This is a genomic window from Methylocella sp., assembly GCA_037200525.1.
In the GTDB taxonomy this organism is placed as follows: Bacteria; Pseudomonadota; Alphaproteobacteria; order Rhizobiales; family Beijerinckiaceae; genus Methylocapsa.
Genome location: JBBCGG010000001.1, coordinates 2,737,924 through 2,763,310, shown reverse-complemented (window position 1 = coordinate 2,763,310; position 25,387 = coordinate 2,737,924). Strand labels below are relative to the sequence as shown.

At 60.2% G+C, this 25,387-nt stretch carries 21 protein-coding genes and 2 pseudogenes; 12 read left to right on the top strand and 11 right to left on the bottom strand.

Going from position 1 to position 25,387, the window contains the following annotated elements; translation table 11 throughout:
• Position 1: 1 nt before the first annotated feature.
• Positions 2-403, bottom strand: coding sequence for a MerR family transcriptional regulator (locus WDN46_13505; protein ID MEJ0094409.1), 402 nt, complete (start codon positions 401-403; stop codon positions 2-4).
• 443 nt (positions 404-846) lie between these two features.
• Between WDN46_13505 and WDN46_13500 the strand changes: the two genes are divergently transcribed.
• From WDN46_13500 to accC, 5 genes and pseudogenes are all read left to right on the top strand, one after another.
• Complete coding sequence (locus tag WDN46_13500) at positions 847-3,786, top strand: hypothetical protein (protein ID MEJ0094408.1); 2,940 nt, start codon at positions 847-849, stop codon at positions 3,784-3,786.
• Positions 3,787-4,073: 287 nt separating this feature from the next.
• Positions 4,074-4,523, top strand: a complete 450-nt coding sequence (gene aroQ, locus WDN46_13495) for a type II 3-dehydroquinate dehydratase (GenBank protein ID MEJ0094407.1) — start codon at positions 4,074-4,076, stop codon at positions 4,521-4,523.
• Between the two features lie 2 nt (positions 4,524-4,525).
• A pseudogene (locus WDN46_13490) lies at positions 4,526-4,966 on the top strand (biotin/lipoyl-containing protein).
• The gene (locus WDN46_13485; GenBank protein MEJ0094406.1) at positions 4,935-5,003 is read left to right on the top strand and encodes a hypothetical protein; all 69 of its coding nucleotides are present in this window, start codon (positions 4,935-4,937) and stop codon (positions 5,001-5,003) included. The pseudogene WDN46_13490 and the gene WDN46_13485 overlap by 32 nt, the downstream one beginning before the upstream one ends.
• A 24-nt stretch (positions 5,004-5,027) precedes the next feature.
• Positions 5,028-6,389, top strand: a complete 1,362-nt coding sequence (gene accC / locus WDN46_13480; protein MEJ0094405.1) for an acetyl-CoA carboxylase biotin carboxylase subunit — start codon at positions 5,028-5,030, stop codon at positions 6,387-6,389.
• A gap of 8 nt (positions 6,390-6,397) precedes the next feature.
• On the opposite strand, the pseudogene dprA reads toward accC, so the two are convergent.
• The 4 genes and pseudogenes from dprA to WDN46_13460 all read right to left on the bottom strand — a co-directional run bounded on the left by dprA (position 6,398) and on the right by WDN46_13460 (position 10,436).
• Positions 6,398-7,661: pseudogene (gene dprA, locus WDN46_13475) on the bottom strand (DNA-processing protein DprA).
• Between the two features lie 44 nt (positions 7,662-7,705).
• Positions 7,706-8,320, bottom strand: a complete 615-nt coding sequence (gene plsY / locus WDN46_13470; GenBank protein MEJ0094404.1) for a glycerol-3-phosphate 1-O-acyltransferase PlsY — start codon at positions 8,318-8,320, stop codon at positions 7,706-7,708.
• Positions 8,321-8,425: 105 nt separating this feature from the next.
• Positions 8,426-10,075, bottom strand: coding sequence for an arylsulfatase (locus WDN46_13465; GenBank protein MEJ0094403.1), 1,650 nt, complete (start codon positions 10,073-10,075; stop codon positions 8,426-8,428).
• A 115-nt stretch (positions 10,076-10,190) separates the two neighbouring features.
• Positions 10,191-10,436 (bottom strand): hypothetical protein, encoded by a 246-nt coding sequence (locus WDN46_13460; protein MEJ0094402.1) that lies wholly within the window; start codon positions 10,434-10,436, stop codon positions 10,191-10,193.
• A gap of 263 nt (positions 10,437-10,699) precedes the next feature.
• Here WDN46_13460 and WDN46_13455 point away from each other — a divergent pair, with 263 nt between their 5' ends.
• Positions 10,700-11,131, top strand: a complete 432-nt coding sequence (locus WDN46_13455; protein MEJ0094401.1) for a cupin domain-containing protein — start codon at positions 10,700-10,702, stop codon at positions 11,129-11,131.
• Between the two features lie 156 nt (positions 11,132-11,287).
• Here WDN46_13455 and WDN46_13450 read toward each other — a convergent pair whose 3' ends face one another.
• The 4 genes from WDN46_13450 to WDN46_13435 all read right to left on the bottom strand — a co-directional run bounded on the left by WDN46_13450 (position 11,288) and on the right by WDN46_13435 (position 15,350).
• Entirely contained in the window at positions 11,288-11,941 is a 654-nt protein-coding gene (locus WDN46_13450; GenBank protein ID MEJ0094400.1) for a hypothetical protein, read from the bottom strand.
• A gap of 20 nt (positions 11,942-11,961) precedes the next feature.
• Positions 11,962-12,719 (bottom strand): IS5 family transposase gene (locus WDN46_13445; GenBank protein MEJ0094399.1). Its coding sequence is split into 2 segments (ribosomal slippage): positions 11,962-12,380 and positions 12,380-12,719, totalling 759 coding nucleotides; the frame shifts between segments, so codons are not numbered across the junction.
• Between the two features lie 264 nt (positions 12,720-12,983).
• The gene (pyrC, locus tag WDN46_13440) at positions 12,984-14,303 is read right to left on the bottom strand and encodes a dihydroorotase (protein ID MEJ0094398.1); all 1,320 of its coding nucleotides are present in this window, start codon (positions 14,301-14,303) and stop codon (positions 12,984-12,986) included.
• 96 nt (positions 14,304-14,399) lie between these two features.
• Positions 14,400-15,350: an aspartate carbamoyltransferase catalytic subunit gene (locus WDN46_13435; protein MEJ0094397.1), complete on the bottom strand. Its 951-nt coding sequence runs from the start codon at positions 15,348-15,350 to the stop codon at positions 14,400-14,402.
• 326 nt (positions 15,351-15,676) lie between these two features.
• On the opposite strand from WDN46_13435, the gene topA reads away from it, so the two are divergent.
• The 6 genes from topA to rpmG all read left to right on the top strand — a co-directional run bounded on the left by topA (position 15,677) and on the right by rpmG (position 23,519).
• A complete protein-coding gene (gene topA, locus WDN46_13430) occupies positions 15,677-18,604 on the top strand; it encodes a type I DNA topoisomerase (protein MEJ0094396.1) in 2,928 nt (975 codons plus the stop codon).
• An 89-nt stretch (positions 18,605-18,693) separates the two neighbouring features.
• Positions 18,694-20,937 carry a ribonuclease R gene (gene rnr / locus WDN46_13425; protein MEJ0094395.1) on the top strand — a complete coding sequence of 748 codons (2,244 nt, stop codon included), beginning with the start codon at positions 18,694-18,696 and terminating at the stop codon, positions 20,935-20,937.
• Positions 20,938-20,947: 10 nt separating this feature from the next.
• Positions 20,948-21,373, top strand: a complete 426-nt coding sequence (locus WDN46_13420) for a DUF302 domain-containing protein (GenBank protein MEJ0094394.1) — start codon at positions 20,948-20,950, stop codon at positions 21,371-21,373.
• 116 nt (positions 21,374-21,489) lie between these two features.
• On the top strand, positions 21,490-21,936 hold the full coding sequence (locus tag WDN46_13415; GenBank protein ID MEJ0094393.1) for a DUF983 domain-containing protein: 447 nt from the start codon (positions 21,490-21,492) through the stop codon (positions 21,934-21,936).
• A 125-nt stretch (positions 21,937-22,061) separates the two neighbouring features.
• Entirely contained in the window at positions 22,062-23,249 is a 1,188-nt protein-coding gene (locus WDN46_13410; GenBank protein ID MEJ0094392.1) for an MFS transporter, read from the top strand.
• Between the two features lie 102 nt (positions 23,250-23,351).
• Complete coding sequence (gene rpmG, locus WDN46_13405; protein ID MEJ0094391.1) at positions 23,352-23,519, top strand: 50S ribosomal protein L33; 168 nt, start codon at positions 23,352-23,354, stop codon at positions 23,517-23,519.
• Positions 23,520-23,522: 3 nt separating this feature from the next.
• On the opposite strand, the gene recO is transcribed toward rpmG, so the two are convergent.
• Together recO and WDN46_13395 are read right to left on the bottom strand one after the other, a co-directional pair.
• Positions 23,523-24,260: a DNA repair protein RecO gene (recO, locus tag WDN46_13400; protein MEJ0094390.1), complete on the bottom strand. Its 738-nt coding sequence runs from the start codon at positions 24,258-24,260 to the stop codon at positions 23,523-23,525.
• 92 nt (positions 24,261-24,352) lie between these two features.
• Positions 24,353-25,327 carry a quinone oxidoreductase gene (locus tag WDN46_13395; protein MEJ0094389.1) on the bottom strand — a complete coding sequence of 325 codons (975 nt, stop codon included), beginning with the start codon at positions 25,325-25,327 and terminating at the stop codon, positions 24,353-24,355.
• Positions 25,328-25,387 lie beyond the last annotated feature (60 nt).

Sequence of the window (25,387 nt, the reverse complement as noted above, 5' to 3'; positions counted from 1 at the left end):
TTTATGCGATCGAGGCGCGATACGGCGATTCGAGAAGGCGTCGATGCGCGGTCTGCAAAGCGATGATGGCGGCGTCAAGTTCCCTGCGTTGCCGCTCGAGATGGTCGATTTGGGCAATGATTTGCGCTGGCGCCAGACCCATTTCCAGGTTTGCCTCGTCGCGGCTCCATCCCTCGAAATCGCGCGCCCCGGCCGGCTTTGAACTCGCCCCTTTGCGCGACGACAGCATGTCATGGATCTCAGCTAGCGTGAACCCAAGATGTTTTCCCTTCACGATCATTTTGAGGCGGAGTTTTTCGCGCGCGCCGTAGTAACGCGCGGCTCCTTCCCGCCTTGGTTGAAGCAGGCCGCGATCTTCATAAAAGCGTAGGGCTCGGATGCTGACGCCAAAAATTTCCGCCATCTCGCGAATGGTGCTGACCGTTTGGCGCCGTGGCGATGCGCCGCGCCGGACGGGACGTTTGCGCCAAGGGCTGATGCTTGCGATGCGGCCGGTCCGGAAGATGCTGATTGCTCCAGGCGGGATTTGTATCCATGGAATGCCCCTCTAATCACTGATAAATAAGCATTGATAAAAAATACCAAACTTGAGTTTCTTTTGCCACTTAAAAGTGTATCATAAAAATATACAACTAGTTCCGCGAGCACTCGGATGAGGACGCGGCGATGGAGACCGGTAGTGGCGGCGGACCGAGCAATAATTAACGCATTGTTCACCAAAGGCTTCGAATGTCTGGAAGGAGTCGCGGCTGACCCATGCGCGCGACTGCGATTCGTCGCCGGAAAATGCAATCTGATTAGCGTTGGGGCAGCCTTGGAACGTCAGCGATCGCAGCGGACTACGTCATGAACAAGCCGAACGCGGGCGCCGCGGACAGCATCGAAATCCATGGCGCCGATCGCGGCGTGTTCGCCCGTCGAGCAGTCGACCGGCCAGGAGCGGCGCCCCGCGATTGGCTGCGCCGCGTAGCTGCCCAACTTTCAACTCGAAGCGGCGCTGACCTAGCCTCCGTCGAGGTTGCGCAAAGCCTTACCGCCGTCGCAAGGCCGCGCGCGGAGACCGCTGCCGCCGATGCTGTCGCCAGCGACATGCAACGCGATGCCGAATGGGAGACTTACGCGGAGTTGAGCCATAAGCTCGACGAATTGGAGTTGCGCCTGCGCCGTGACGCCGACGACGACAGCAGCAGGTTTCTAAAGGAGGCGTTGAAGGAACTCGAAGCTAAGCTCCAGATTTCCGTTAGGCATCGCGCGCCGGCTGCGGCAGGGCGCGCTCCGGCGTTCGTGAATGCAGACCAAAGTCCGGCCAACCGCGACGCTCCCGGCCCCGATCTACCCCTGCAAAACGCGCCCGCAACGATTGGACGACTTGAACGCGAGATCAGGGCGATCGGCGGCAAGCTAGAAACTCTCCGCAGTCCTTTGGTCGATGGAGCCGCGTTTGCCCAGATGCAGAAGCAGACCGAAGAAATCCGCGATCTCTTGACGGACATCGCCGCGCGCCCTCTGTCGACGGGAAAGCTCGAAGCGCAGCTCGACGACTTGACGCGTAAGGCCGAGGAGGCGATCGCCAACACCGCCCAGCCTCGCGATTATGACGCGCTTTCGCAAAACATCGAGGCGGCGCATCGGCGCCTCACCGCAAAGTTCGAGGCCGGCTTGGCGGCGACCTCCGCCGAGACGGGCGGGATCAAAGATTTGGTTCAAACGCTCGCTGAAAAAATCGATGCCGTGCGCGATCCGAAGGCGAGCGATCCCGCGATCGAAGCGCTACAGCTGGAAATGACGAAGATCGCCAAACGTCTCGATGGGGCCGAGGCGGGTTTTGCGTCGTTAACAAGCCTCGAGCAGTTGATCGCGTCTCTGTTCCAGCAGCTTGAAGATTCACGCGGGGCCGGGGGCGCCAAGGCCGGACGTGATCTCTACCCCGACGCCGGGGCGAACCGGCATGACCTTGGCGTCCGCGATGATCACCGGGTGACGCGCGAAATCGCCGACCTCCGCGCCGAGCGGGATGAAGCAGACCGGCGCATTCACCTCGCCTTAAACGCCGTCCAGGAAACCGTCGGGAAAGTCGCCGAACGTTTGACCAAGATGGAAGCCGGTCTTGGCGAGATGCGGCCGAATAACTTCGGCCCTTTATTGGCCTCAAGTTTGGCTCCGATTTTCGCGCCGCGCGTGGAGCGCCCCCAAAATGACGGCTGGCAAAACGGCTCCCCTCATTCTGACGCCTTAAACGGACGAGCTGGCGAGGCGGCTCCCTTCAGGGGCGGGGAAAGCTTCGGCCCAGTGAGCGCTTCTCAGGGATTATTCGACGGCCCCGGCCCACGACAGTCCGAACATGGCGTGGAAACCGCCGCAAAAGCCAACGACTCGGTCGATTTTCTGATCGAGCCGGGCAGCGGTTTTTCGCGGCGGCGCGACCCGGCCGGAGCTCGCGTTTTTGACGAGCGGACGACGGTTGCGCAGGAGCGCGAAAGGGGAGCCGGCCGCGCTGACTTCATCGCCGCCGCGCGACGCGCTGCAAAGGCGGCGAAGATGGAGGCGAACGCATCTCGCGCCGTCGCAGCGGCCGAGGACGCGGGGCGACAGAACGGCTTTTTTCGCGCTCATAAACGCCCGCTTATCTTAAGCGTGGCCGCGTTGTGTCTTGCTTTGGGCGCTTATGCCCTGGCGAAAGCCGTCTCCCATGGAACAGTAACCGCGCCGTCTTTTACAAAGCTTCTAGGCAGAAGCGCGGAGCGCGATACCGCCTCCACGGCCGGAGGGGTGGCGGTTTCTACCGATCCTGGCCCCACGCCGGCCGCAGCAGCAACGCGACGGGCGACGCCGGATTCAGCTCCGCCTGCCCATCCAATTTCGGATCGGCGGAATTCCGCTCGGCAAAGTCTGATCAATTCAGGTCTGCTTGATCCTTCGCCGGTTGCGCCTGCGCCGCTCGCTGGTCCCCCGGATTCCTCGCAACCCAGCGAGACGCCCGCGACGCGAGCCATCGCGGGGAGCGACCCGATCATCGTTGGCGCCATCGGCCGCAGCGCAGCGAACTGGACCAACGCCGCCTCTTCCGCGCCGGCGCTTAACGCCCCTCTCTTGGCGCCGGCTCTCGCTGCAATGGCTGTTGAGGATCTGCGCAATCAAGCGGACGCCGGGGACGCGGCGGCGCAATTCGAATTGGGCCGCCGTTTGGCCGATGGCCGCACCGGAGCGCGAGACATAACCCTCGCCGCGCAATATTACGCCAAGGCAGCCGAGCAAGGCATTGCTGCGGCGCAATATCGGCTCGCCGTGCTGACCGAAAAGGGCCTCGGGGTCGACCGCGATCCGGCCCGCGCGCAGGCCCTCCATCTTGAGGCGGCGGAACATGGAAACGCGCGCGCGATGCATAATCTCGGCGTCTTGGCCGCCGATGGCGTGGATGAAAAGCCAGACTACGCCGCCGCCGCGATCTGGTTCAGCAAGGCCGCAGCGTTTGGCCTTCGCGACAGCCAGTTCAATCTGGCGATTCTTCTGGAGCGCGGATTGGGGCTTCGTCAGGATTATGAACAAGCCTATGCATGGTTCTCGATTGCAGCAGCAAAGGGCGATGCGGAAGCCGGACGGAGGCGGGACGATGTGGCGCTCAAATTGTCTGCTGCGGATCTCGCGATGGCCAAAACGGTGGCCGAAGCGTTCCGGCCGCGACCTCTCGACCCGGCGGCAAACGAAACGCTCATTCTGCAACCACGGCCGACAGCCGCTTCGCCAGCGAATGACGCTCTGTCCAAGCCCAAGGTTTCAGGCCTCTAAAGCTTGACGATTCGCCGTCTAAATCGGTGATGATGTACAAGATCCGTCGAGGGTCCACATTCGGCGTCTCTTGCTTAAGCGCTGATGAAAGGATCTGCGGCGCGGGCCATTTTACTCCCGCGCCTCTCCGGCCAACGTCGCCGTTGGCTTGAGCCTAGCTTTGCTGCCAAAACCTCTAAATTTGTTGTGAGGATAGACAGGACTTTCCCCTAACGCTTAGGCTTTCATTGCAATTTGATCCCGGCTATGGATGCGACTCGAATTTGTTTTCCGCCGCCGAGTCCATCATGAAAGCCGTCCACGTCCTGAACGGGCCAAACCTCAATCTTCTCGGATCGAGGGAGCCAGAGCTTTATGGCTCCGAGACGCTCGCAGCGATCGAGGCGCGTCTTTCAGCCATTTGCGCGGCGCGCGGGACCGTTTTGCATTTTCGCCAAAGCAATCACGAAGGCGATCTGGTGAGCTGGGTGCAGGAAGCAGGTCTCGCCGGGGAGCCTATTATCTTAAACGCCGGCGCCTATTCGCATACATCAATCGCGCTCCAGGACGCGATCAAGGGCTCAAGGGCCAAAGTCATTGAGGTGCATCTCTCCAATGTCCACGCCAGGGAGAGCTTTCGCCATCGTTCTTATATTTCTCCTGTCGCACAAGGCGTGATTCTGGGTTTTGGCGCTTTGTCTTACGATCTCGCGCTGCAAGCCTGCATCGCCAGCGCGACGGCCAGCGAAAGTCGATAAAAATGAAATATACGGGGCCTAAACCGGCCGGGAATTCTGTTGCGAGCGCGATCGATACCGAGCTTATCGAGACGCTGGCTAAAATTATTACGCGTCTTGGGCTTTCCGAGATCGAAGTTGCGCATGGCGACCTCAAAGTTCGCGTCGCGCGGCAGCTGACGGTCGCTGCAGCTCAGCCCCTTACCGCCGCCGCCTCTCCGGCAGTCGCGCCCGCGGGGGCGACTGCCGCCGCCGAAGTTAGCGCGCCTGGAGCCGTCAAATCGCCGATGGTCGGCACGGCCTATCTCCGCGCTTCGCCCGAGGCGGCGCCTTTCGTCGAAATCGGCTCGCAGGTAAAGGCCGGGGACAAACTCCTTCTTGTCGAGGCCATGAAGACGTTCAATGAAATCGTTGCGCCCGCGCCCCGGCACGGTGACGAGCATTCTGGTCGAGGATGGGCAGCCCGTGGAATACGGCCAACCGCTCTTTGTGATCGAATGACAGCCGCGCTTCCGGTGAACTGAGATGTTCGAAAAGATTCTCATAGCCAACCGCGGAGAGATCGCGTTGCGGATACTCCGCGCCGCGAAAGAGCTTGGCATCGCCACGGTGGCGGTCCATTCGACCGCCGACGCCGACGCGATGCATGTGAAGCTCGCTGACGAATCTGTCTGCCTCGGGCCGCCCGCCGCGCGGCTGTCCTATCTCAACATTCCGGCTCTGCTCGCGGCCTGCGAAATCACCGGCGCCGAAGCGCTGCATCCAGGGTATGGATTTCTTGCCGAAAACGCGCGCTTCGCGGAAATCCTTGCCGACCATCACATCGTTTTCGTCGGCCCGAAGCCGGAGCATATCCGGATCATGGGCGATAAGATCGAAGCAAAGCGCACGGCCGAACGCCTTGGCATCCCCTGCGTCCCCGGCTCTCCTGGCGCGATCACGGACGACGTCGAGGCGCTGGCGATCGCCAAGGAGCTTGGCTTTCCAGTCCTTGTCAAAGCGGCCGCGGGCGGCGGCGGACGCGGCATGAAGGTCGCCCGCAGCGCCGACGAGCTATCATCCGCGCTCGAGACCGCGCGGCTAGAAGCCAAAGCGGCGTTCGGCGACGATGCCGTCTATCTTGAAAAATATCTCGAAAAGCCGCGTCACATCGAAATCCAGGTCCTTGGCGATGGCCGCGGCAAAGCCATTCATCTTGGCGAGCGCGATTGTTCGCTGCAACGCCGCCATCAAAAGGTTTGGGAGGAAGGCCCCTCGCCCGCTCTCAATGGCTCGCAGCGGCTCGAAATCGGCGAAATCTGCGCCAAGGCCATGCGCGAGCTTGGTTACATGGGCGTCGGCACCGTCGAATTCCTTTATGAAGACGGCAAGTTTTACTTCATTGAGATGAACACGCGGATTCAGGTGGAACATCCGGTTACGGAGATGATCACCGGCGTTGATCTCGTCAATGAGCAGATCAAGATCGCGGCCGGTTCGTCCTTGGCTCTAACCCAGCAGGAAGTCGTCTTCAGCGGCCACGCGATCGAATGCCGGATCAACGCCGAGCATCCGGCGTCGTTTCGGCCCTCGCCCGGCACAATCAATTATTATCATCCGCCGGGCGGCCTTGGCGTTCGAGTCGATAGCGCGGTCTACGCCGGCTACAAAATCCCGCCGACCTATGATTCGCTGGTAGGCAAACTCATCGTGCATGGGCGCACCCGCAACGAAGCGCTGATGCGCTTGCGGCGTTCTCTCGACGAATTCATCGTCGACGGCATAGACACGACCATTCCTTTATTTCAGACGCTGGTTCGCAACTCCGACATCCAAAACGGCCTCTATGACATCCATTGGCTTGAAAATTTTCTCGCCAACGGCGGCATGGATGTCGAGGAAGTCTAAGCCCCGGCTTAAATCAGCGAAACGAGATCGCCGCCATGGCGCTCGATTTGGCCGGCGAGTTCAAGCTCGAACAAAATAGTTCGAACCTCCCGCGCCGGGGCCTCCGATGCGCGGATCAATTCGTCGACGGAGACCGGCGTCGGCCCCAACAATTCCATAACGCGCATTGCGACTTCTTCCCGCGTTGGGATGGCCGGCGCCGCATCGAGCGGCGGCGCAAACTCCTCCTCAATCGCGTCGATTTCGGCCAAAAAGGCTCCGTCATCGATCGAGGGGCCCGAGGGAGAGGCGCCAGCAAGTTCGGGCAGATCGAGTTCGTCCCACAGCGGGACGTAAGATTGGTTCGAAAAATCCGGTTCAGAAAAGCCAAGGCGATGGTCCGGCGAGAGATTCTGATTGGCCAAGGCGTCCAGCACATCCTCCGCCTTGGTGCAGAAAGTCGCGCCATCGCGCAACAGATCATTCGGGCCTTCCGCGCGCGGATCGAGCGCCGAGCCGGGAACCGCGAAGATTTCGCGGCCCTGCTCGGCGGCAAAACTCGCAGTGATCAGCGAACCCGAACGGCGCGCCGCCTCAACGACTACGATTCCGCGCGAGAGCCCGGCGACAATGCGGTTGCGTCGCGGAAAGTCGCGGCCGCGCGCCTCCCAGGCAAAAGGCATTTCGCTGATCGCGGCGCCATGCTCCAGCAGGCGCTCCAGCAAAGCCGCGTGATTGGCCGGATAAATATTGCCTAATCCGCCCGGCCAGCACGGCGATCGTCCCCGTCTCCAGCGCCGCCTGGTGCGCCCGCGCGTCGATCCCTCGCGCCAGTCCAGAAACGATGACATGCCCGGCCCGCGCAATGCCGCGCGAAATCTGCTCGGTAAAAGCGAGCCCCGCCGCCGAGGCGTTGCGCGAACCGACTATCGCAACCTTGGAGCGGCGCAGCGACGAAAGATCGCCGCGCACGGTAATGAGAGGCGGGGCCGTATTGATTTGTCGCAGCAGCGCGGGATAGTCGGGCTCGTAAACTCCGAGCAGAACCGCGCCTGAACGGCGCAATTCCTCGAGTTCCTGGTCGACTTCCGCGATAGTCGCGATGCGAATCGGCTTGCCGCTGGCGATCAGCCCCGGCAAAGCCTCGAGCGCCGCGGCGGCGCTCCCATAACGGCTCAGGAGAGCGGAAAACGTGCGCGGGCCGACATTATCGCTGCGGGACAGCCGCAGCCAGTCGAACCGCTCCGCCTCGGTGAGCGGATTCTTGGCCTCCACGGCGAAAGCCGGGAGCATCGAGGCTTTCTGCGTCAAGGTTTGCGGCGTCAAGACTTTCGGCGTCAAGACTTGCCGATCCGGGATTCCGTCCCGGCTCTAAGGCGCGCGATATTGGGCCGGTGCTTGTACCAAAGAATCGCCGCCAACGCGGCAAAAACGATCGCCGAATCGGTCTGACCCAAGGCGAAAAGAAAGGCGGGCGCGAGAGCGCTGGCCAGCAGCGCCGCAAGCGACGAAAAGCGCGTGATCCCCGCAACGCCGAGCCAGACCGCGATGAAGGCGAGCCCGGCCGGCCACGCGATGGCGAGAAGGCAGCCCAAAAATGTCGCAACGCCCTTGCCGCCCTTGAACCCGAGCCAGACCGGAAACACATGGCCCAAAAAGGCGCCGGCCGCCGCCGCCAGCATAGGGCCCCGCGGTGAGGAGCCATCCGGCGAAAGCCAGCGCTGCGCAAGATAAGCGACGATCAGAACAGCGATCGCGCCTTTGGCGAGATCAAGCAGCAATGTCAGAGCGGCTAAATCTTTCCGCCCCGTGCGCAAAACATTCGTCGCGCCAATGTTGCCCGAACCAATCGAACGCAGGTCCGTGGTTCCGGCGAAGGTCGTGAGAATGAGCCCAAACGGAATCGAACCGCAAAGATAGCCGAAGACGAGGGCGACAAGGGTGAGGATCACGTGGGAATCCGTGGCGAGAAGGCGGTCTCAACCTAGCTTGCGGGAGTTTGGGTGGCAACTCGGCGCGGGCGGACGAGCGGGCGGCGCCTAACGCCGCCCGAACGACTATTGGCCTTCGTGGCTCTTCATCATCTCCTCCACCGAACGCTTCACCGCCTCGAGATTGAAAGTTGCAGGAGCCTGCATCGGAGGAAAGTCGATGGCTGTTTCCGCAAGCGCCGCCACTTGCTTCTGAACGAGAACGAAGCGCCAGAACTCACGCGCCATGAAATCATTCATATACCCCCCACCTGCGTCATTGAGCGTTTGACCGCGTATCGATGGCGTCCGCTCAAACGGATCTTGGCGGAGGTTGACGATAGTCGGCATATCCGTCGTCACCTTCTCCCCGGGCCAGCCATAAGGTTGCTGAAAGAACTGGAACTTGAAGTCATCGATTCGCAGCGCTCCGAGGTGCGGACCGCCAAAGTAGAAAAGCTCGTGACGCGCGGAGGGTCCCTTGCCGAGCAGGAGATCCATCTGATTGTAGCCGTCGAGGTGATTCTTGTAGGTTTGATCGCCGAGCTTCACGCCTTTCAGCAGCTGATTGGAGATGTCGGGGTTGCCTGCGGCGGCCGCGAGCGTCGGGAGCCAGTCGAGACCGGAAAATATGCCGTTCTCCACTGTTTGCGGCTTGATCTTGCCGGGCCAGCGAATGATCGCGGGCACGCGAAAACCGCCCTCAAATACCGTGCCCTTCGTTGACCGGAACGGCGTCATGCCGCCATCTGGCCAAGTGAACACCTCGGCCCCGTTGTCAGTGGTGAATATGACGATGGTGTTGTCGGCCTCGCCGATATCCTGCAGATGCTTCAGCAAGTCGCCGATGCTGTCGTCCAACTGCGCCATGCCGGCTTCCTCAAGGCCGTAATTGCTCTTGTAGTTCATCAGCGCCTGGTACTTTGGCGGGATGTAGGTGAACACGTGCATGCGCGTCGTGTTGTGCCAGATGAAGAACGGCTTGCCGTCCTGCTTGGCTTTGTCCATGAAGCCTTCGCTGGCCCTAACCAGCACCTCGTCGAAGGTCTCCATGTCAAATTTGGCTTTGCGGCTCTCCTGCCAGTTCTGGCGGCCGGCCATGCTCGGGAACGGGGCTAGCGGACCTTCATCGACAATTCTCTGCTTGCCGACCTTGCCCCATCGCGGCATCTCGGTGGCGTCGTCCTCGGTTGTCGCCCAGGAATGCACCAGATCGCGCGGCCCGTATTTATTGATCCAATCCTGCGGGTAATCGAACCAGTAAGGGTCCGACATCGCATCGAGATGGTAGAGATACCCAAAAAATTCGTCGAAGCCGTGAACCGTCGGCAGGAATTTGTTGAGATCTCCGAGATGGTTTTTGCCGAATTGCCCGGTCTCGTACCCCAGCGACTTCAGCACCGTGGCGAGCGTTACGGCCTCGGCGGGGAGCCCAACGTCGGCCCCGGCCTGACCGACAGTCGTCAATCCGGTGCGGATCGGCAGCTCGCCGGTTATAAAGTTCGCGCGGCCCGCCGTACAGCTCGCTTCGGCGTAATAATCGGTGAATCGCATGCCTTCGGCGGCGAGCTTGTCGAGGTTCGGCGTCTTGCCCGACATGATGCCCTGATGGTACGCGCCGATATTGAACCATCCAACGTCATCGCCCATGATGATGAGGATATTGGGCTTCTTTTCCTGAGCCGCCGTAGGACCGGCCAGGGCCAAAATGGCGAGCCCCGCGATTGCGCCGAGCATCGCCGATCTTAGAGGCGTGATTTTCATGCGTCTCCTCCATGTTTGGGTGGTTAGTCCCTACCGCCTTTTGAAGATGCTTACGCTAACGGATCATCGGCGAGGCGTCGCGCTCGTCTCAATTCCTCCATTGCTGGTTGAACTTCGGGGCTGCGGCTTTGGCTTTGGCTTTGCCGAGAACTGCCGAGCCATAGAGGTATGAAATATGCTGATCGCGCAATGCGCTTAGGCCGAAGCGATCAGGTAGCGCCTTAAGCGGGAGCTCCGGCGCGATATAGACCGCCTTAGCGCCGCCAAATGTATAGACGGGCGGCGAGGCGGGACCGAAGAAGAGCGCGGCGACGTTATTTCTACGCCTAAGCATCAGCTTCGCCTCTGCTAGCGATCCGCAAGATAAAAAAGCGCCTTTACAAAGCTACTCTGGCGCAACCTTCCTAGCAACTTGAATTCCGATTGGTTTTGTTGCGCGCCGCCGCTCCTGCTGAATGCCGTTTAGTAAATTCTGATGAAAATCATCATATTTTGGGGCGGCGGCATTGCGTGACCTTCTCCGGCGGCTCATGATTGCGACGATTGCCGCACCCAAAACCGTCCCGCCAACGGGCGATTCGACCTGAGGAGACAGCCGTGAACTCAGTCTTTGTTGTCGCAACCAAAGATCTTCCGCGCGCAAAGGTCGGGGGCGTAGATGACCCCACCGTTGGTTGGGCCGGCGCGTTCGCCGCATATGGCGGGCATGGAACGACTCAGTCTTCGACCATCGTCTATGAAATCGAGCCCGGCCACCGGCTCGGCTGGCACAGCGACGCCACCGAGGAGACGCAATACATCCTGGCGGGCAGCGGCGAGCTGCGCATGGAGGACGGAAGCATTCACAAGGTTGGGCCAGGATGCGTTTTCGTGCTCCCGACGCCTGTCCGGCACGATCTCGTCAACACCGGCGCCGAAACATTGCGGGCGGTGGCTTTCTTCGCCGCGCCAATGTTCACGCAGACGTTCGACAATGCGATGTTGCCGCCGAACGTTCATGTTCTCGGGACGCCCAACCGCGAGGGCTAGCGCCTACTCCCCCTCGTAGACGTTCTCGCCCGGAACCGATAGCATCACTTTGACCCTATCAGTTTGGCTTCTCACATAGATATTTTTCCGCGAAGACCCCAATATCTTCTATACCTCCACCGTGTCTGGGCCAATTTCTGTCCATCTTGAATTTCTTCAAGGCCGCTTTCCATTCATCGAAATCACCAAGATCCATCCCGTAATAAAACAAAGCTTTAGTTTAGTTTTATTATGCTCAAATTCTAATGGTCCATTTGGCATTTCGACAAAATTATCAAATTCCACACCTCCTCGATCGCCTACATAGAAAGAAACCAATTTGGCAGAATTCGGTAGCTCAGACCAATCTTGAAAGGCATCAATGCGATGGTGTCCCGATTGGAATTTCAATTGAGCCTTTTCAAGTGCTTCATCACCCTTCTTATCAAACCAAGATGCAAAAGCACAAACATATAGCCGCACGTTTTTGAATGAAGAAGGATCTACCTTCAATGCCGCAAGCAAAGAGCCGTTTTCTGGGATATTTAGATGACCATTATATCGTCTGTGCGACCACGCTTCTTTCGCCAACACCAGATCTGCTTCAGTTATTTTATAACAAGGCAGTTTCTCAAACCATCGTGATAGCCTTTTGAGCATTTCAGCGTCGTTCGTATGAACATTCGCTTCATACCAACCTTTAATTTTCGAGCCTTCCATTGAAAGCCCATTCGAAGATGCATTCGAAGATCCAATAATTAAATCATTATCAAACAAATATACCTTGCTGTGTAACCCATCACATTGCGATACGTTGACTCCAGAATCCATCAATTTCCTAGGGTCCAGACTCACAACCAGTAGCAAACGGTAGCGGCGATGCAGACTGTGGCGAGGAAGTTTAATGCGTTTCGGTCGTAGCGGGTAGCCACGCGCCTGAAGTCTTTCAGGCGGCAGAACATGCGTTCGATGGCGTTGCGGTTTCGATAGAGGAAGGGCGAGAAGCAGTTCTTCCACCTGCGATTGGCCTTGGGCGGGATATTCGGCATAGCTCCGCGCTCCTCGACCTGCCGACGGATCGCATTTGCGTCGTAGCCCTTGTCGCCATGGAGGATTTCGCAAGGAGGAAGTCGCGCGATAAGCTCCGCGCCCGCCGAGCAATCGGCGATTTGGCCGCCGGTGAGCATGAAAGACAGCGGGCGGCAGTCCGCATCGGTCAATGCGTGGATTTTGGTTGTGCGCCCGCCGCGCGAACGGCCGATGGCCTGATTCTTCTCCCCCCTTTGCCGCCACTGGCCGAGCGATGCGCCTTGACCGCCGAGGAGTCGATGAGGACCTGCGCCGGCGGCCCGCCTGCTTGCGCAAGCGCGTGGAACAGATCGATCCAAACGCCCTTAGCAGCCCAGCGAACGTAGCGATTGTAGAGAGTCTTCTTTGGCCCGTACTCCAGCGGCGCGTCAATCCAGCGTCCGCCAGATTTCAGCACATGAATGATCCCGCTGATCACCCGGCGATCATCGACGCGCGCCTTGCCGCGCGTGTCCGTGGGAAGATGCGGCGCGATCTTCGCGAACTGCGCGTCCGTCAGCCAGAATTGATCCCGATTCATAGTCGCTTCCTTTCGGAAGCTGTGAATCACAATCCGCCTGTCACGCCAACCATTTTATGGGTCTGGGCCCTAATTTCGTCCGGATTAGTCCCTCCTGATTTAAGGTTACAAATTATCCTGCTGTCTGCCGCTCGCGGGGCAAGCCCAAGCTGCTCTGAAGCGCCAGCTCCCCAAAAGGCAACCGCTATTCTTATGCTGCTGGAAGATTTGGTGAGTTCTCTGAGCTGTGGAACAATTGTTTGCTCGTTCAAAAATTTCATTTTCTCAATCCCCCTCGTACACAATATCCCCGGCGACCAAAGTCAGCTTCACCCTGCCCTCCATTCGCGCCTCGTCAAAAGGCGTGTTCTTGCAGCGCGAATGGAGCTTTGCCGGATCGACGACATAGGGCTCGTCGGGGTCGAAGCGAATGAGATCGGCTGGCGCGCCAATCTTGAGCCGCCCTTGCGGCAGGCCCAAAATTTCTGCGGGACGCAAGGTCATCGCGCCGATCAGGCGCTCCAGCGAGAGCTCGCCGGAGGAAACGAGGCGCAGACCGGCGGAAAGCATGGTTTCGAGCCCGATTGCGCCGTCTTCCGCCTCGGCGAAAGGCAGGCGCTTTGTCTCGACGTCCTGCGGATTATGGTCCGACACAATGACGTCGATGAGGCCCGAGGCCAGCGCTTCAACGAGCGCCCGGCGCTCATCCTCGCGCCGCAGCGGGGGCGCGAGCTTCAAAAAGGTGCGGTAGTCGCCGATGTCGCTTTCATTGAGGGTCAGGTGATTGATCGAGGTCGCGCAGGTCACAGGCAGCCCAGCGGCCTTCGCTCGGGCGATGATCTCCAGCGAGAGAGTCGTGGTGACGAGAGCCGCATGGTAGCGCGCGCCCGTGAGGTTCACGAGGCGAATGTCGCGATCCAAAATAATGGCTTCCGCCTCGCGGGGAATGCCGGCGAGGCCAAGGCGGGAGGCGAACTCGCCTTCGTTCATCACGCCTTCGCCGGCAAGATCCCTGTCCTCGGCATAATGGATGATGAGCGCGTCAAAATCGCGGGCGTAGCTCATGACGCGGCGCAGCACCCGCGCATTGCGGATGGAATGGGCGCCATCCGTAAAGGCGAGCGCGCCGGCCTGCTGCAAAAGTCCGATCTCGGCGATTTCCTCGCCGCGCAGCCCTTGCGTCAGCGCGGCCGAAGGGATGACGCGCACCCGGCCTGTATCGCGGGCGCGGCGCAACAGAAAATCAACCACCGCCGCCTCATCGACCGGCGGACACGTGTCCGGCCGGGCCAAGATGGTGGTGACGCCGCCCGCCGCCGCCGCCGCCGTCGCAGTGGCTATGGTCTCGCGATGTTCGCCGCCTGGCTCCCCGATGAAAGCGCGCATGTCAATCAGACCCGGCGATACGATATCGCCGCCGCAATCGATGATGCGGGCATGCGAGGGGAGATTTTCCGGCGTGATTTCCGGGCCAAGATCACGGATGGCGCCATCGATGATGAGCACTCCGCCTGGCTCCTGCCGAAAATCCGCGCCATCAACGAGGCGGCCATGCACGAGGGCTAGCGGCTGATGCGCTACGGAGCGGGACGAGGGAATCTTCACGGCGCGTCGCTCCGCTCAAGCACGATGTCGAAAAGGCGGGGATTTTTTGGGCGCCGCCACATGATTGCATACATGAGACAAACTGCAGAACGAGCTCTAACCATTAGGTAAATGCTCGGAGAGAGCTTCAAGCACGGCCATGCGCACGGCAACGCCCATCTCGACCTGCTCGCGGATGCGGCTTTGCGCTCCATCCGCAACGGCTGAATCGATTTCGACGCCGCGATTCATCGGGCCTGGATGCAACACCAGCGCGTCGGGTCTGGCGAGCTTCAGCTTGTCCTCATCGAGGCCAAAAAAGCGAAAATATTCTTTCGGCGAGGGTACGAATCCGCTCTGCATCCGCTCGCGCTGCAAGCGCAGCATCATGACAACGTCGGCGTCCTTCAGCCCGGCTTTCATATCGCGGAAAACCTCGACCCCCATGCGCTCTATGCCGGCGGGCAGAAGGGTTGAGGGGCCGACCGCGCGCAGCCTGGCGCCAAGCGCTGACAGCAGGAGAATATTGGAGCGGGCGACGCGCGAGTGCAAAATATCGCCGCAAATCGCCACGGTGAGGCCCGCGATCCGGCCCCTGTTGCGTTTGATCGTCAGCGCATCGAGCAAAGCCTGGGTCGGATGCTCATGCGCGCCGTCGCCGGCGTTGACCACGGAACAATCGACCTTTTTGGCCAGAAGATGCACCGCGCCCGCCTGGGCGTGGCGCACGACGATAATGTCCGGGCGCATGGCGTTGAGCGTCATCGCAGTATCGACCAGCGTCTCGCCTTTTTTGACGCTGGAGGTCGCAACCGACATATTCATGACATCGGCGCCGAGGCGCTTGCCTGCGAGCTCAAAGGAGGACTGCGTGCGGGTTGAGGCCTCAAAAAAGAGGTTGATCAAGGTTCGTCCGCGCAGAGTCGACCGCTTTTTCTCGACCTGACGCGACACTTCGATCGCGCTTTCAGCAAGATCGAGAAGAATTCCGATGTCTTGCGGCGACAGGCCCTCAATTCCGAGGAGATGCCGGTGCGGATATTTAAGCTCTGGAGGCAGCTTGGACATGGGCCGTTCATATAGGACGAATCTGGCGCCGTCACAGGCGTTTAGCGCCTTTGTCTCAAATAGCGCACAAGTTTTACTCAATTGTGCGACAGTTCATTGAGCCGATTCGCAAATCGGCGAAGGCCAAGGGTTTTCGCGCCGTCCTTGCGCTGGCTTTTGGCAGTCCCATTTGACTAAGGCCCCGCCCTCCCCCATCTTCGCGGCGAAAATCATGCCGCACTGCAACCGATGCGAATTGCGGCGCACATGCGCAACCAGCGCTAACTGAACCTTTGAACGAGACCGTGAACCGTTGAGGTTGCCGGGCGAACCGAGGATTGTTGTCAATGAATGTCGTCATCGTCGAATCACCGGCGAAGGCCAAGACCATCAACAAATATCTTGGCGCAGGCTACCAAGTCTACGCTTCCTATGGGCACGTCCGCGATTTGCCGGCCAAAGACGGTTCGGTCGATCCCGACGCCGATTTCGCCATGCTGTGGGATGTCGACACCAAATCGGCCAAGCGCCTGTCTGATATCGCCAAGGCCGTCAAAGACGCCGACAAAGTCATTCTTGCGACCGATCCTGATCGCGAAGGCGAGGCGATTTCCTGGCACGTGCTGGAGGTTTTAAAGGGCAAGCGCGTCCTCAAGGACAAGCAGGTCGAGCGCGTCGTTTTCAACGCCATCACCAAATCCGCCGTCCTTGATGCGATGCAGCATCCGCGCGAAATCGACTCCTCGCTTGTCGACGCCTATCTGGCGCGCAGAGCGCTGGATTATCTCGTCGGCTTCAATTTGTCTCCTGTACTCTGGCGCAAATTGCCTGGCGCGCGCTCGGCGGGCCGCGTTCAATCCGTCGCCCTGCGACTCGTTTGCGAGCGCGAACTCGAGATCGAAGCCTTCGTCCCGCGCGAATATTGGTCGATTCTGGCGCATTTGAAGACCAAGGCGGGAGCGCCATTCACTGCCCGCCTGGTCGGAGCCGACGGCAAAAAGATCACTCGCCTTGACATTGGCGCCGGGCCTGAAGCCGAAGCCTTCAAGGCGGCTCTCGACACCGCCAAGTTCACGGTGGCGAATATTGAGGCAAAGCCCGCCAAGCGGCACCCTTACGCCCCGTTCACCACTTCGACGCTGCAACAAGAGGCCTCGCGCAAGCTGGGCTTTGCTCCGGCGCGCACCATGCAACTCGCCCAGCGCCTCTATGAAGGCGCCGAAATCGACGGCGAGACGGTCGGCCTTATTACCTATATGCGAACCGACGGCGTCGATCTTGCGCCCGAAGCCATTTCCAGCGCCAGATCCGTGATCGGCCGCGAATTCGGCGACGCCTATGTCCCGAAAGTTCCGCGCAAATATACCGTCAAGGCGAAAAATGCGCAGGAAGCGCATGAAGCGATCCGCCCGACCGATCTGACGCGATTGCCCAAGCGAGTCATGCGCGCGTTGGAGCCGGACCAGGCAAAGCTCTATGAATTGATCTGGACGCGCACCATAGCGAGCCAGATGGAATCGGCCGAGCTGGAGCGCACGACGGTCGATATCCTCGCCGAAGTCGGCGCCCGCAAACTCGATCTTCGCGCCACCGGCCAGGTCATTCGCTTCGATGGCTTTCTGAAGCTATATCAGGAGGGCCGCGACGACGACGAAGACGAGGACAGCAGCCGTCTGCCGGAAATGGCGAAAGGCGAGCCGCTGACCAAAGAGCGCATCGATGCTGCGCAGCATTTCACCGAGCCGCCGCCGCGTTTCACCGAGGCGACTCTGGTAAAGCGCATGGAGGAGCTTGGCATCGGGCGCCCTTCCACCTATGCCTCGACGCTGGCCGTTTTGCGCGAACGCGACTATGTCCGGATCGACAAGAAACGGCTCTATCCCGAAGACAAGGGGCGTCTCGTCACGGCCTTCTTGGAGAGCTTTTTCGCCCGCTACGTCGGCTATGATTTCACCGCGGATCTTGAGGAGAAGCTCGACCGCGTTTCGAATCATGAGATCGACTGGAAAGATGTCCTGCGCGATTTCTGGGCCGATTTTTCCGACGCGATCGCCGGCACCAAGGATTTGCGCACGACGCAGGTGCTGGACAGCCTCAACGAGATTCTTGGCCCGCATATTTTCCCGGCCAAGGCCGATGGATCAAATCCCCGCGCCTGCCCCTCCTGCGGCGACGGCCAGCTCTCGCTAAAGCTCGGCAAGTTTGGCGCTTTCATTGGCTGCTCAAACTATCCCGAGTGCAAATTCACGCGGACCCTGGCGAATGGGAACGGAGAGGCTGCGGAGGTCGCCGAAGGCGATCGGCCAGGCGTCAAAGTATTGGGCCAGAGTCCTCTGACGGGCGAGGAAATCTCGCTGCGGGACGGGCGTTTTGGCGCCTATGTGCAGCAAGGCGAAGGCGACAAACCGAAGCGCTCTTCGCTGCCGAAGACGATTTCTCCTTCCGAACTCACGCTGGAGCAGGCGATCGGCCTTCTGTCGCTGCCCCGCGAAGTCGCCAAACATCCTGAGACGAAAGAGCCAATTCTTGCTGGAATCGGCCGTTACGGCCCTTACGTCCAGCACGGCAAGTCTTATGCGAATATTGGCAAAGACGAGGATATTCTCAGCATCGGCGGCAATCGCGCCATTGACCTCATCATCGCCAAGGAAAGCGGCCTGACCGGCCGGCGCTTCGGCAATGCGGACAGCGTTCCTGCGCGCATCCTCGGAGAGCATCCTTCGGGGGGGCAGGTATCGATCAAAGCCGGACGGTTCGGCCCTTATGTCAATCACGGCAAAATCAACGCGACCTTGCCGAGCGACGCTGACCCCACCACATTAACGCTGGAAGAGGGCATCGCTCTTCTGAGCGCGAAGGCCGCTGGCGGCGGGCCCGTGCAGGGTCGTTTGCTTGGCGAGCACCCTTCGGGCGGCGCGATTACGGTGCGCGCCGGGCGCTTTGGCGCTTATGTCAATCATGGCAAGATCAATGCGACTCTGAAAAAGGACGCATCGCCCGAATCGATTACCCTTGAGGAGGCGATTCGCCTGATCGAGGATAAAGAGGCTGCGGGCGGCGGCCGCAAAAAGACGGCCACGGTCAAGAAAGTCGCGGCAAAGGGCGGCGTAGCCAAGGCGAAAGCTAAACCGCAAGCTCCGGACGACGGCGAAAAACCGCCGTTCAAACCGACCGCCAAAATCAAAACTGCGGCGTCAGCGCGAAAGCCCGCCGCGCCAAAGAAATCCTCCGCCAAACCAGCGGCGGCGAAACCGAAAAAGGCCAAGCAAGCGTGAATAAAGCAGCCGGCACGAGAACGTCCGGCCAAAAATCTACCCCCGCGTCAAAGCAAGACGCGGGCAGACCCCTGCCTTCGCGAGAGGACATTCTGGCTTTCATCGCCCGGGAGCGGGAAGCCCCCGGCGGCAAGGCTGCGGCCAAAATCAGCAAGCGCGAAATCGCCCGCGCCTTCGACATCAGAGGCGACGATCGGATCGCCCTCAAACGCCTGCTGAAAGAGCTTGAAGCGGAGGGAGCCGTCGAGCGGCGGCGCAAAAATCTGCACAGGCCGGGGCTGCTAGCGGGCGTCGTGCTCGCTGATTTCTTCAGCCGCGACCGCGATGGCGATTTTCTCGCGGCGCCGGTTGAGTGGGATGCAGCCCAGGGCCAAGCCCCCAAAATCGTCGTCGGCATCCCGCGCCGGCAGAGACCCGGGACCCCGACGCCGGGCGTCGGCGATCGCGCCCTGCTCCGGGTCGAGCCTTTGCCGGACGCCAAGCCGGGCGAGCCGAGCTACAGCGGACGCGTCGTCAAGCTGCTGGAACGAGCGAGATCTCAGGTTCTGGGGATTTTCCGCGGCAATCCGGCTGGCGGCGGCAGAATTGTCCCAATCGACAAGAAAAACATCAATCGCGGTGAACTCGATGTGCTGCCCGGCCAGGAAGGCGAGGCGCGCGACGGCGACCTCGTGGCTGTCGAAATTCTGCGCACCGGCCGGCTTGGTCTGCCCTCAGCCCGCGTGCGGGAGCGGCTTGGCGCATTCAATAGCGAAAAGGCGGTGAGCCTCATCGCCATTCATACGCATCAGATCCCGAATGTCTTCAGGCCGGAAGTCATCGCCGAGGCGGAGCGCGCCCGCCCTGCTACCCTTGATCATCGCGAGGATTGGCGCTCGATACCGCTGCTGACGATCGATCCGGCCGACGCCAAGGATCATGACGACGCTGTCCACGCCGAGGCTGACCCCGATCCCAACAATCGCGGCGGCTTCATCCTGCGCGTCGCCATCGCCGATGTCGCGGCCTATGTGCGGCCGGGAACGCCGCTCGACCGCGAGGCTCTCGATCGCGGCAATTCGGTCTATTTCCCTGATCGCGTCGTCCCGATGCTGCCTGAGCGCATCTCCAACGATCTATGCTCCCTGCGGCCCAACGAAGATCGCCCGGCGCTGGCCGTCGAGATGGTCATCGCATCCGACGGCCATAAGCTCAGGCATAGCTTCCATCGGATCATGATGCGCTCGGCGGCGAAGCTCTCTTATACGCAAGCGCAGGCCGCGATCGACGGAATGCCGGAGCCCGCGGTAACCCCGGCCGTGCTCCAGGATGTCCTTGTTCCGCTCTATCACGCCTATGCGGCCTTGAAGATAGCGCGCGACAAACGCGGGCCGCTCGATCTTGATCTCCCGGAGCGCAAAATTATCCTCGACATGGAGGGCGCGGTTGACCGCGTGGTTGTCCCGGCCCGTCTCGACGCGCATCGCCTGATCGAGGAATTCATGATCCTCGCCAATGTCGCGGCGGCGGAAACGCTGGAGGCGAGACATCAAGTCTTCGTCTATCGCGCGCATGATGAGCCATCGGTCGAAAAGCTGAATAATTTCGCGCAATTCCTGGCTTCGATCGGCATCAAGCTCGCCAAAGGAGAGGTAATGCGGGCAGAGCAGTTCAACGGCATTCTCGCCCGCGTCAAAGGCACGGACAATGAACATCTCGTCAACGAGGTGGTGCTGCGCACGCAGGCCCAAGCTGAATATGTGGTCGAGAACTACGGCCATTTCGGCCTCAATCTGCGCCGCTACGCTCATTTCACCTCGCCGATCCGCCGCTATGCGGATCTCATCGTCCATCGCGCTTTGATTTTTGCGTTGCAGTTCGGCCCCGACGGCCTGCCGCCGAACGCGCGAGACGAATTGCCGGAGGTCGCGGCTCGGATTTCCGCCGCCGAACGCCGCGCCATGGCCGCCGAACGCGAGACCATTGAGCGGCTGATCGCGGCCCATCTCGCCGACAAGATTGGGGCGACGTTCGAGGGTCGAATTTCGGGAGCTACTCGCGCCGGCCTGTTCATCAGGCTGAGCGACACCGGAGCCGATGGGTTCATCCCGGCGTCCATGCTCGGCGATGATTATTTTCGTCTCGATGAGGCTTTACATGCGCTGGTCGGCTCGCGCACTGGTAAAATGCATAGGCTTGGCGATGTCGTGACTGTTAAACTCGTGGAGGCGGCCCCGCTCGCCGGGGCGCTGCGCTTCGAGCTTTTGAGCGAAGGCCATCCCCGCATAAAATCGCGGTCCGGATCGGATCGCGTCAAAAAACCGCCGCGTCGCGATATTCGATCAAGGGTCTAAACGCCTCCAAATGGAGTTCGAAATGGCGGAAAATGGATTAATCACCCTGCCGAGCGCCCATTCGGCGGAGGAGACGATCAGCCGATTTGAGGCTGCGTTAAAAGCCCATGACGTAACGGTTTTCGCCAAGATCGATCATTCGGCGGGAGCCGCCAAGGCCAATATGCCTTTGCGGCCCACAATATTGCTCATTTTCGGTGGCGCTCGCGGCGGCACTCCGCTGATGCAGGCGGACCAGCGCATTGGCATCGACCTTCCATTGAAGGCCCTGGTTTGGGAAGATGCCGACGGCAAAGTTTGGCTCAGCTATAATGACCCGGCGTGGCTTGCCGCCCGACATGGCCTTGCGGCCTCCATCGATCAGGCTGTCGCAGCGCTTGGCAGACCGTCGCCGCGCTTGCGCAGAATGCGGCAAGCGCTTGAGTGCGGCGGTTAAAGCGGCTCGACATCGAGCCTTATTTTGAAATGACTTGCTGACCGCTGACGAATGCCTGTCCCGATCCAGGCTGAAGCGGCCGAGCCAATGTTGAACGATCGGCCAAGGAGACCGGCATGTCGGCGCCCGCGTTGGATTTGCCAGCTTTTCCATCCAAAAGCGGCGCGCTTCCGAAGCGCGATGTCTGGCGGTCGATTCGCCGCGGTTTTATGTGCCGTTGCCCCGCCTGCGGCGAAGGCAAGATCTTTGGCCGCTACCTTAAGGTGAACGCCGCCTGCCCGCATTGCGGCGAGGAATTGCACCATCATCGCGCCGACGATGCGCCGCCTTACTTGACCATTTTTGTCGTCGGCCACATCATCGGCTCCATGATGCTGCTGGCAGAAGAATTCTGGCCTGATGCGCCAATTTGGCTGCACGCTTTGATCTGGCCAACCCTCACGCTGATGCTCTCGCTTTGGTTTCTGCCGCGCATGAAGGGCGCTTTGATTGCGCATCAATGGGCCCTCCGCATGCATGGATTCGAAAGCTCCGAAGGCCGGCCGCCGAGCCCTGGCGTCTAGAGCAGGATCCCGGAAAGTTACAAATTTTTCGGCGAATATCATGCGTTGCAACGCAGAGATATAGAGCAAAATCGATTCAACCCTGAGCGGTCATGTTCTGATCGCGGCGCATTTGGAATGAACCATTGCTGACGAAGCTCGACCCTTCAAATAAAGGCGGCGACATCGCCGGCGCAAAACCGGCCGGCGCGCTGGCCTGCGCCATCGCGGCCGTATCGATCGTCGGCATCGGCCTGTCGCTGACGATAACCTTGATTTCAGTGCGTCTTGGCGAACAGGGTTTTAGCGCGCGCGCCATTGGTTTCAACCAAGCGGCGGCTGGCGTCGCAACTTTGGTCGTCGCCGGCTTCGTTCCGCGCATGGCCCGCCTCATCGGCGTCAGGCAGCTGCTTTTTCTTTCGCTTGCGCTCTGCGTGCTCTGTCTTGTCGCCATGGCCGCCACAGACCGCTACTGGGCTTGGTTCTCCATCAGAGCCGCCTTCGGCGCGGCGCTGACGACGCTGTTCGTCCTGAGCGAATATTGGATAAACGCCATCGCGCCGCCTGAACGGCGCGGTTTCGTCATCGGGCTTTACGCAGCGAGCGTCGCTTTCGGCTTTGCCGCAGGACCCTTTATTCTCGCTCTCGTCGGCACCGAAAGTTCGGCCGGGTTCATAGTCGCCACCGCACTTTTTGTAGCGGCGGCCTTGCCGATCATTGTCGGCAGCGGCTCGGCCCCCGAAATCGAGACCGCTCCATCGATTCCAGTTTTGGCCTTTCTGCTCGCCGCTCCCGTCGCCACATTGGCCGGCCTGCTGCATGGCGCGATCGAGACCGCGAGCATGGGTCTTCTTCCCATCTACGCCCTGCGCGCGGGCCTCACCGCCGAGACGGGCGCGCTGCTCGTCACGCTATTTGCCTTGGGCAATGTCGTGTTTCAGCTTCCGATCGGCTATGTTTCAGACCTGATAGATCGGCGCAAACTACTGATATTGATAGCGTTTTTTAGCATTTTAGGCGCTCTCGCGCTGCCATTCGCGCAGCCCGGCGGCGTCGCGCTATTCGGCGCGCTTCTCCTCATCTGGGGTGGCGTCGTCGGCAGCTTTTACGCCGTGGCGCTTGGCTATCTCGGATCGCGCTACAAGGGAGCGAACCTTGCCGGAGCCAATGCGGCTTTCGTCATGCTTTATTCCGCCGGCATGCTTTCCGGGCCGCCGGTCATGGGGCTTGGCATGGATCTGCTCGGGCCCAATGGATTCTTTTTCAGCACCGCCTTCGTGCTGACGCTCTATCTTGGCGTCGTTGCATGGCGAGGTTCGCGCGAGGTTTCTTGACAAGCGAGGCGCGATCCTTATGGTCGCGTCTTTCGGAGACATCGCCCCCTGAGTCTCAAGCTCGGGCAGTGGGCTTTGCGCCGCATTCAAGGGATTTGTGAGATGGCCAAGGCCGCAATGATCAAGATCAAGCTTCTGTCCTCGGCGGACACAGGCTATTTCTATGTGACCAAAAAGAACGCGCGCACCAAGACCGACAAGCTGTCGTTCAAGAAATATGACCCGGTCGTGCGTAAGCATGTCGAGTTCAAGGAAACCAAGATCAAATAGGTTTCAAACGCTCCAGCCCGAGCGTTTGGCGAGTTCAGCCAGATAAGCGTTGCGCGCCGGCGGCAGCCCCTGCCCGCGCGGGCCGAACACATCGCGCATCAGGAAAAATTCCGTTAGCCTAAATCCGTCTCGGATATCGCCGGGCAACGGGTTTTGCTGCGCTATGTTGCGCAACAAAAAGGCCGGCAGAGGCAGCAGCCGGCCGCGATAGGGTTCGCCTGCAGCCTGAGAGACGGCGCGGCCCGACTTCGGCGATACATAGGCTAGATTTTCCGCGTCTCCCGTCGCGGCGCAGCGCGACAAGTCAAGCCCGAAGCCGGTCTCGGCGAGAATTTCCATTTCCAGCCGAACAAGCATCGCCGGAAGCCGTTCATCCTCAATGTGATCGGCAATCAGCATCGCCGTATCATAAAGCTCTGGATGTGGCTCGCGCTCGGCGATCAGGCGCAGCAAGGCCGCCGTCAGGCCCATCGCATGCAGCGCCTCGGCATTGGCCATCAGGCGGCCTGTGCGCAGTTGCGTCGGCTCCACCGCGAAAGATCCAAGATGTTCGTCGAGCCGGGCGCGCCAGACCAGTTCGGCATTATTGCCCGCCTGCAAAAATGGCTGCATTCTTCGCGAACGGCCGCCTTTGACGAGCCCGAGATGACGACCATGCAATCTTGTCATCGCCTCGACGATGACGCTTGTCTCGCCGTATTTCTTAACCCCGATAATGAGGCCGTCGTCGCGCCATTCCATCCGCAATCGTAAAACATGATCCCGAAGATTGCAGCCTTTTCATAAGGTCAATCCGCTGAATCAAGCTTTGGCCTCATCTCCTCGCAAAATCATTATGGAATGAGCACGCTTGCGCCAGTCGTCTCGCGGCTTTCCAGCGCGCGATGAACCTTGACGACGTCTTCGAGCGGAAATGTCCCGTGCAAAGGAATGACGACATCGCCGCTTTCCACTGCGCGGAACAAATCCTCCGCCATATTGACGAAATCCGCGCGCTTCGCGCTATACGCGACCAACGACGGGCGCGTCGCAAAAAGCGATCCTTTGATGGCCAGGAGGCCAATGTTGAAGGCCTCGATCGGACCTGAGGAAGCGCCAAAGCTGACGAACGTGCCGATGGGTTTGATGCAATCGAGAGACGCTGGAAAAGTTGCTTTGCCGATGCTGTCATAGACCACATCGCAGAGCTCCCCTTTGGTGATCTCCTTTACGCGCGCGACGAAATCTTCTTCCCGATAAAGGATCGTATGCTCGGCGCCAGCCTTTTTCGCTAGCTCGGCTTTTTCAGGCGAGCCGACCGTGCCGATGACGTGGGCGCCAAGGGCCTTCGCCCATTGGCAGAGGATGAGCCCGACGCCACCCGCAGCCGCATGCACCAAGATCGTATCCCCTTTGCGAACCTTATACGTCCGGTGGAGCAGATATTGGGCGGTCAGCCCCTTCAGCATCATGGCGGCGGCGATTTCATAGGAAATGTCGTCAGGCAGATTGATCAGCCGACCGGCGGCGACAAGCCTTTGCTCGGCATAGGCGCCAAGACTCGCCTCATATGCGACGCGGTCGCCAAGCTTGAACTCGTCCACGTCCTCGCCAAGCGCGATAACCTCGCCCGCCGCTTCATTGCCGGGCGTGAATGGAAGCGCTGGAGCCCGATAGGCGCCGCTGCGGAAATAAGTATCGATGAAATTGACGCCGATAGCGTGGTTCCGAACTAAAACCTCGCCGCGCCCTGGCCGCGGCAACTCGATGTCCTCAATTCGCATCACATCCGGGCCGCCATATTCGTGAATGCGCACAGCCTTCGTCATTTTTATCCTCATAAAGCGGTTCCGCGCTCAATCATCCGGCGCTATTAGCCCGCCTCTTCA

Excerpts from the sequence above, each read along its gene's own strand:
- recO (MEJ0094390.1), bottom strand. The coding sequence starts at position 24,260 with ATGGAATGGCGCGACGACGGCCTCATTATCGGGGTTAAGAAATACGGC.
- WDN46_13415 (MEJ0094393.1), top strand. The coding sequence starts at position 21,490 with ATGTCGGCGCCCGCGTTGGATTTGCCAGCTTTTCCATCCAAAAGCGGC.
- aroQ (MEJ0094407.1), top strand. The coding sequence starts at position 4,074 with ATGAAAGCCGTCCACGTCCTGAACGGGCCAAACCTCAATCTTCTCGGA.
- WDN46_13505 (MEJ0094409.1), bottom strand. The coding sequence starts at position 403 with ATGGCGGAAATTTTTGGCGTCAGCATCCGAGCCCTACGCTTTTATGAA.
- WDN46_13500 (MEJ0094408.1), top strand. The coding sequence starts at position 847 with ATGAACAAGCCGAACGCGGGCGCCGCGGACAGCATCGAAATCCATGGC.
- WDN46_13395 (MEJ0094389.1), bottom strand. The coding sequence starts at position 25,327 with ATGACGAAGGCTGTGCGCATTCACGAATATGGCGGCCCGGATGTGATG.
- WDN46_13450 (MEJ0094400.1), bottom strand. The coding sequence starts at position 11,941 with ATGGATTCTGGAGTCAACGTATCGCAATGTGATGGGTTACACAGCAAG.
- WDN46_13435 (MEJ0094397.1), bottom strand. The coding sequence starts at position 15,350 with ATGTCCAAGCTGCCTCCAGAGCTTAAATATCCGCACCGGCATCTCCTC.
- topA (MEJ0094396.1), top strand. The coding sequence starts at position 15,677 with ATGAATGTCGTCATCGTCGAATCACCGGCGAAGGCCAAGACCATCAAC.
- WDN46_13460 (MEJ0094402.1), bottom strand. The coding sequence starts at position 10,436 with ATGCTTAGGCGTAGAAATAACGTCGCCGCGCTCTTCTTCGGTCCCGCC.
- rpmG (MEJ0094391.1), top strand. The coding sequence starts at position 23,352 with ATGGCCAAGGCCGCAATGATCAAGATCAAGCTTCTGTCCTCGGCGGAC.
- accC (MEJ0094405.1), top strand. The coding sequence starts at position 5,028 with ATGTTCGAAAAGATTCTCATAGCCAACCGCGGAGAGATCGCGTTGCGG.
- WDN46_13465 (MEJ0094403.1), bottom strand. The coding sequence starts at position 10,075 with ATGCTCGGCGCAATCGCGGGGCTCGCCATTTTGGCCCTGGCCGGTCCT.
- WDN46_13420 (MEJ0094394.1), top strand. The coding sequence starts at position 20,948 with ATGGAGTTCGAAATGGCGGAAAATGGATTAATCACCCTGCCGAGCGCC.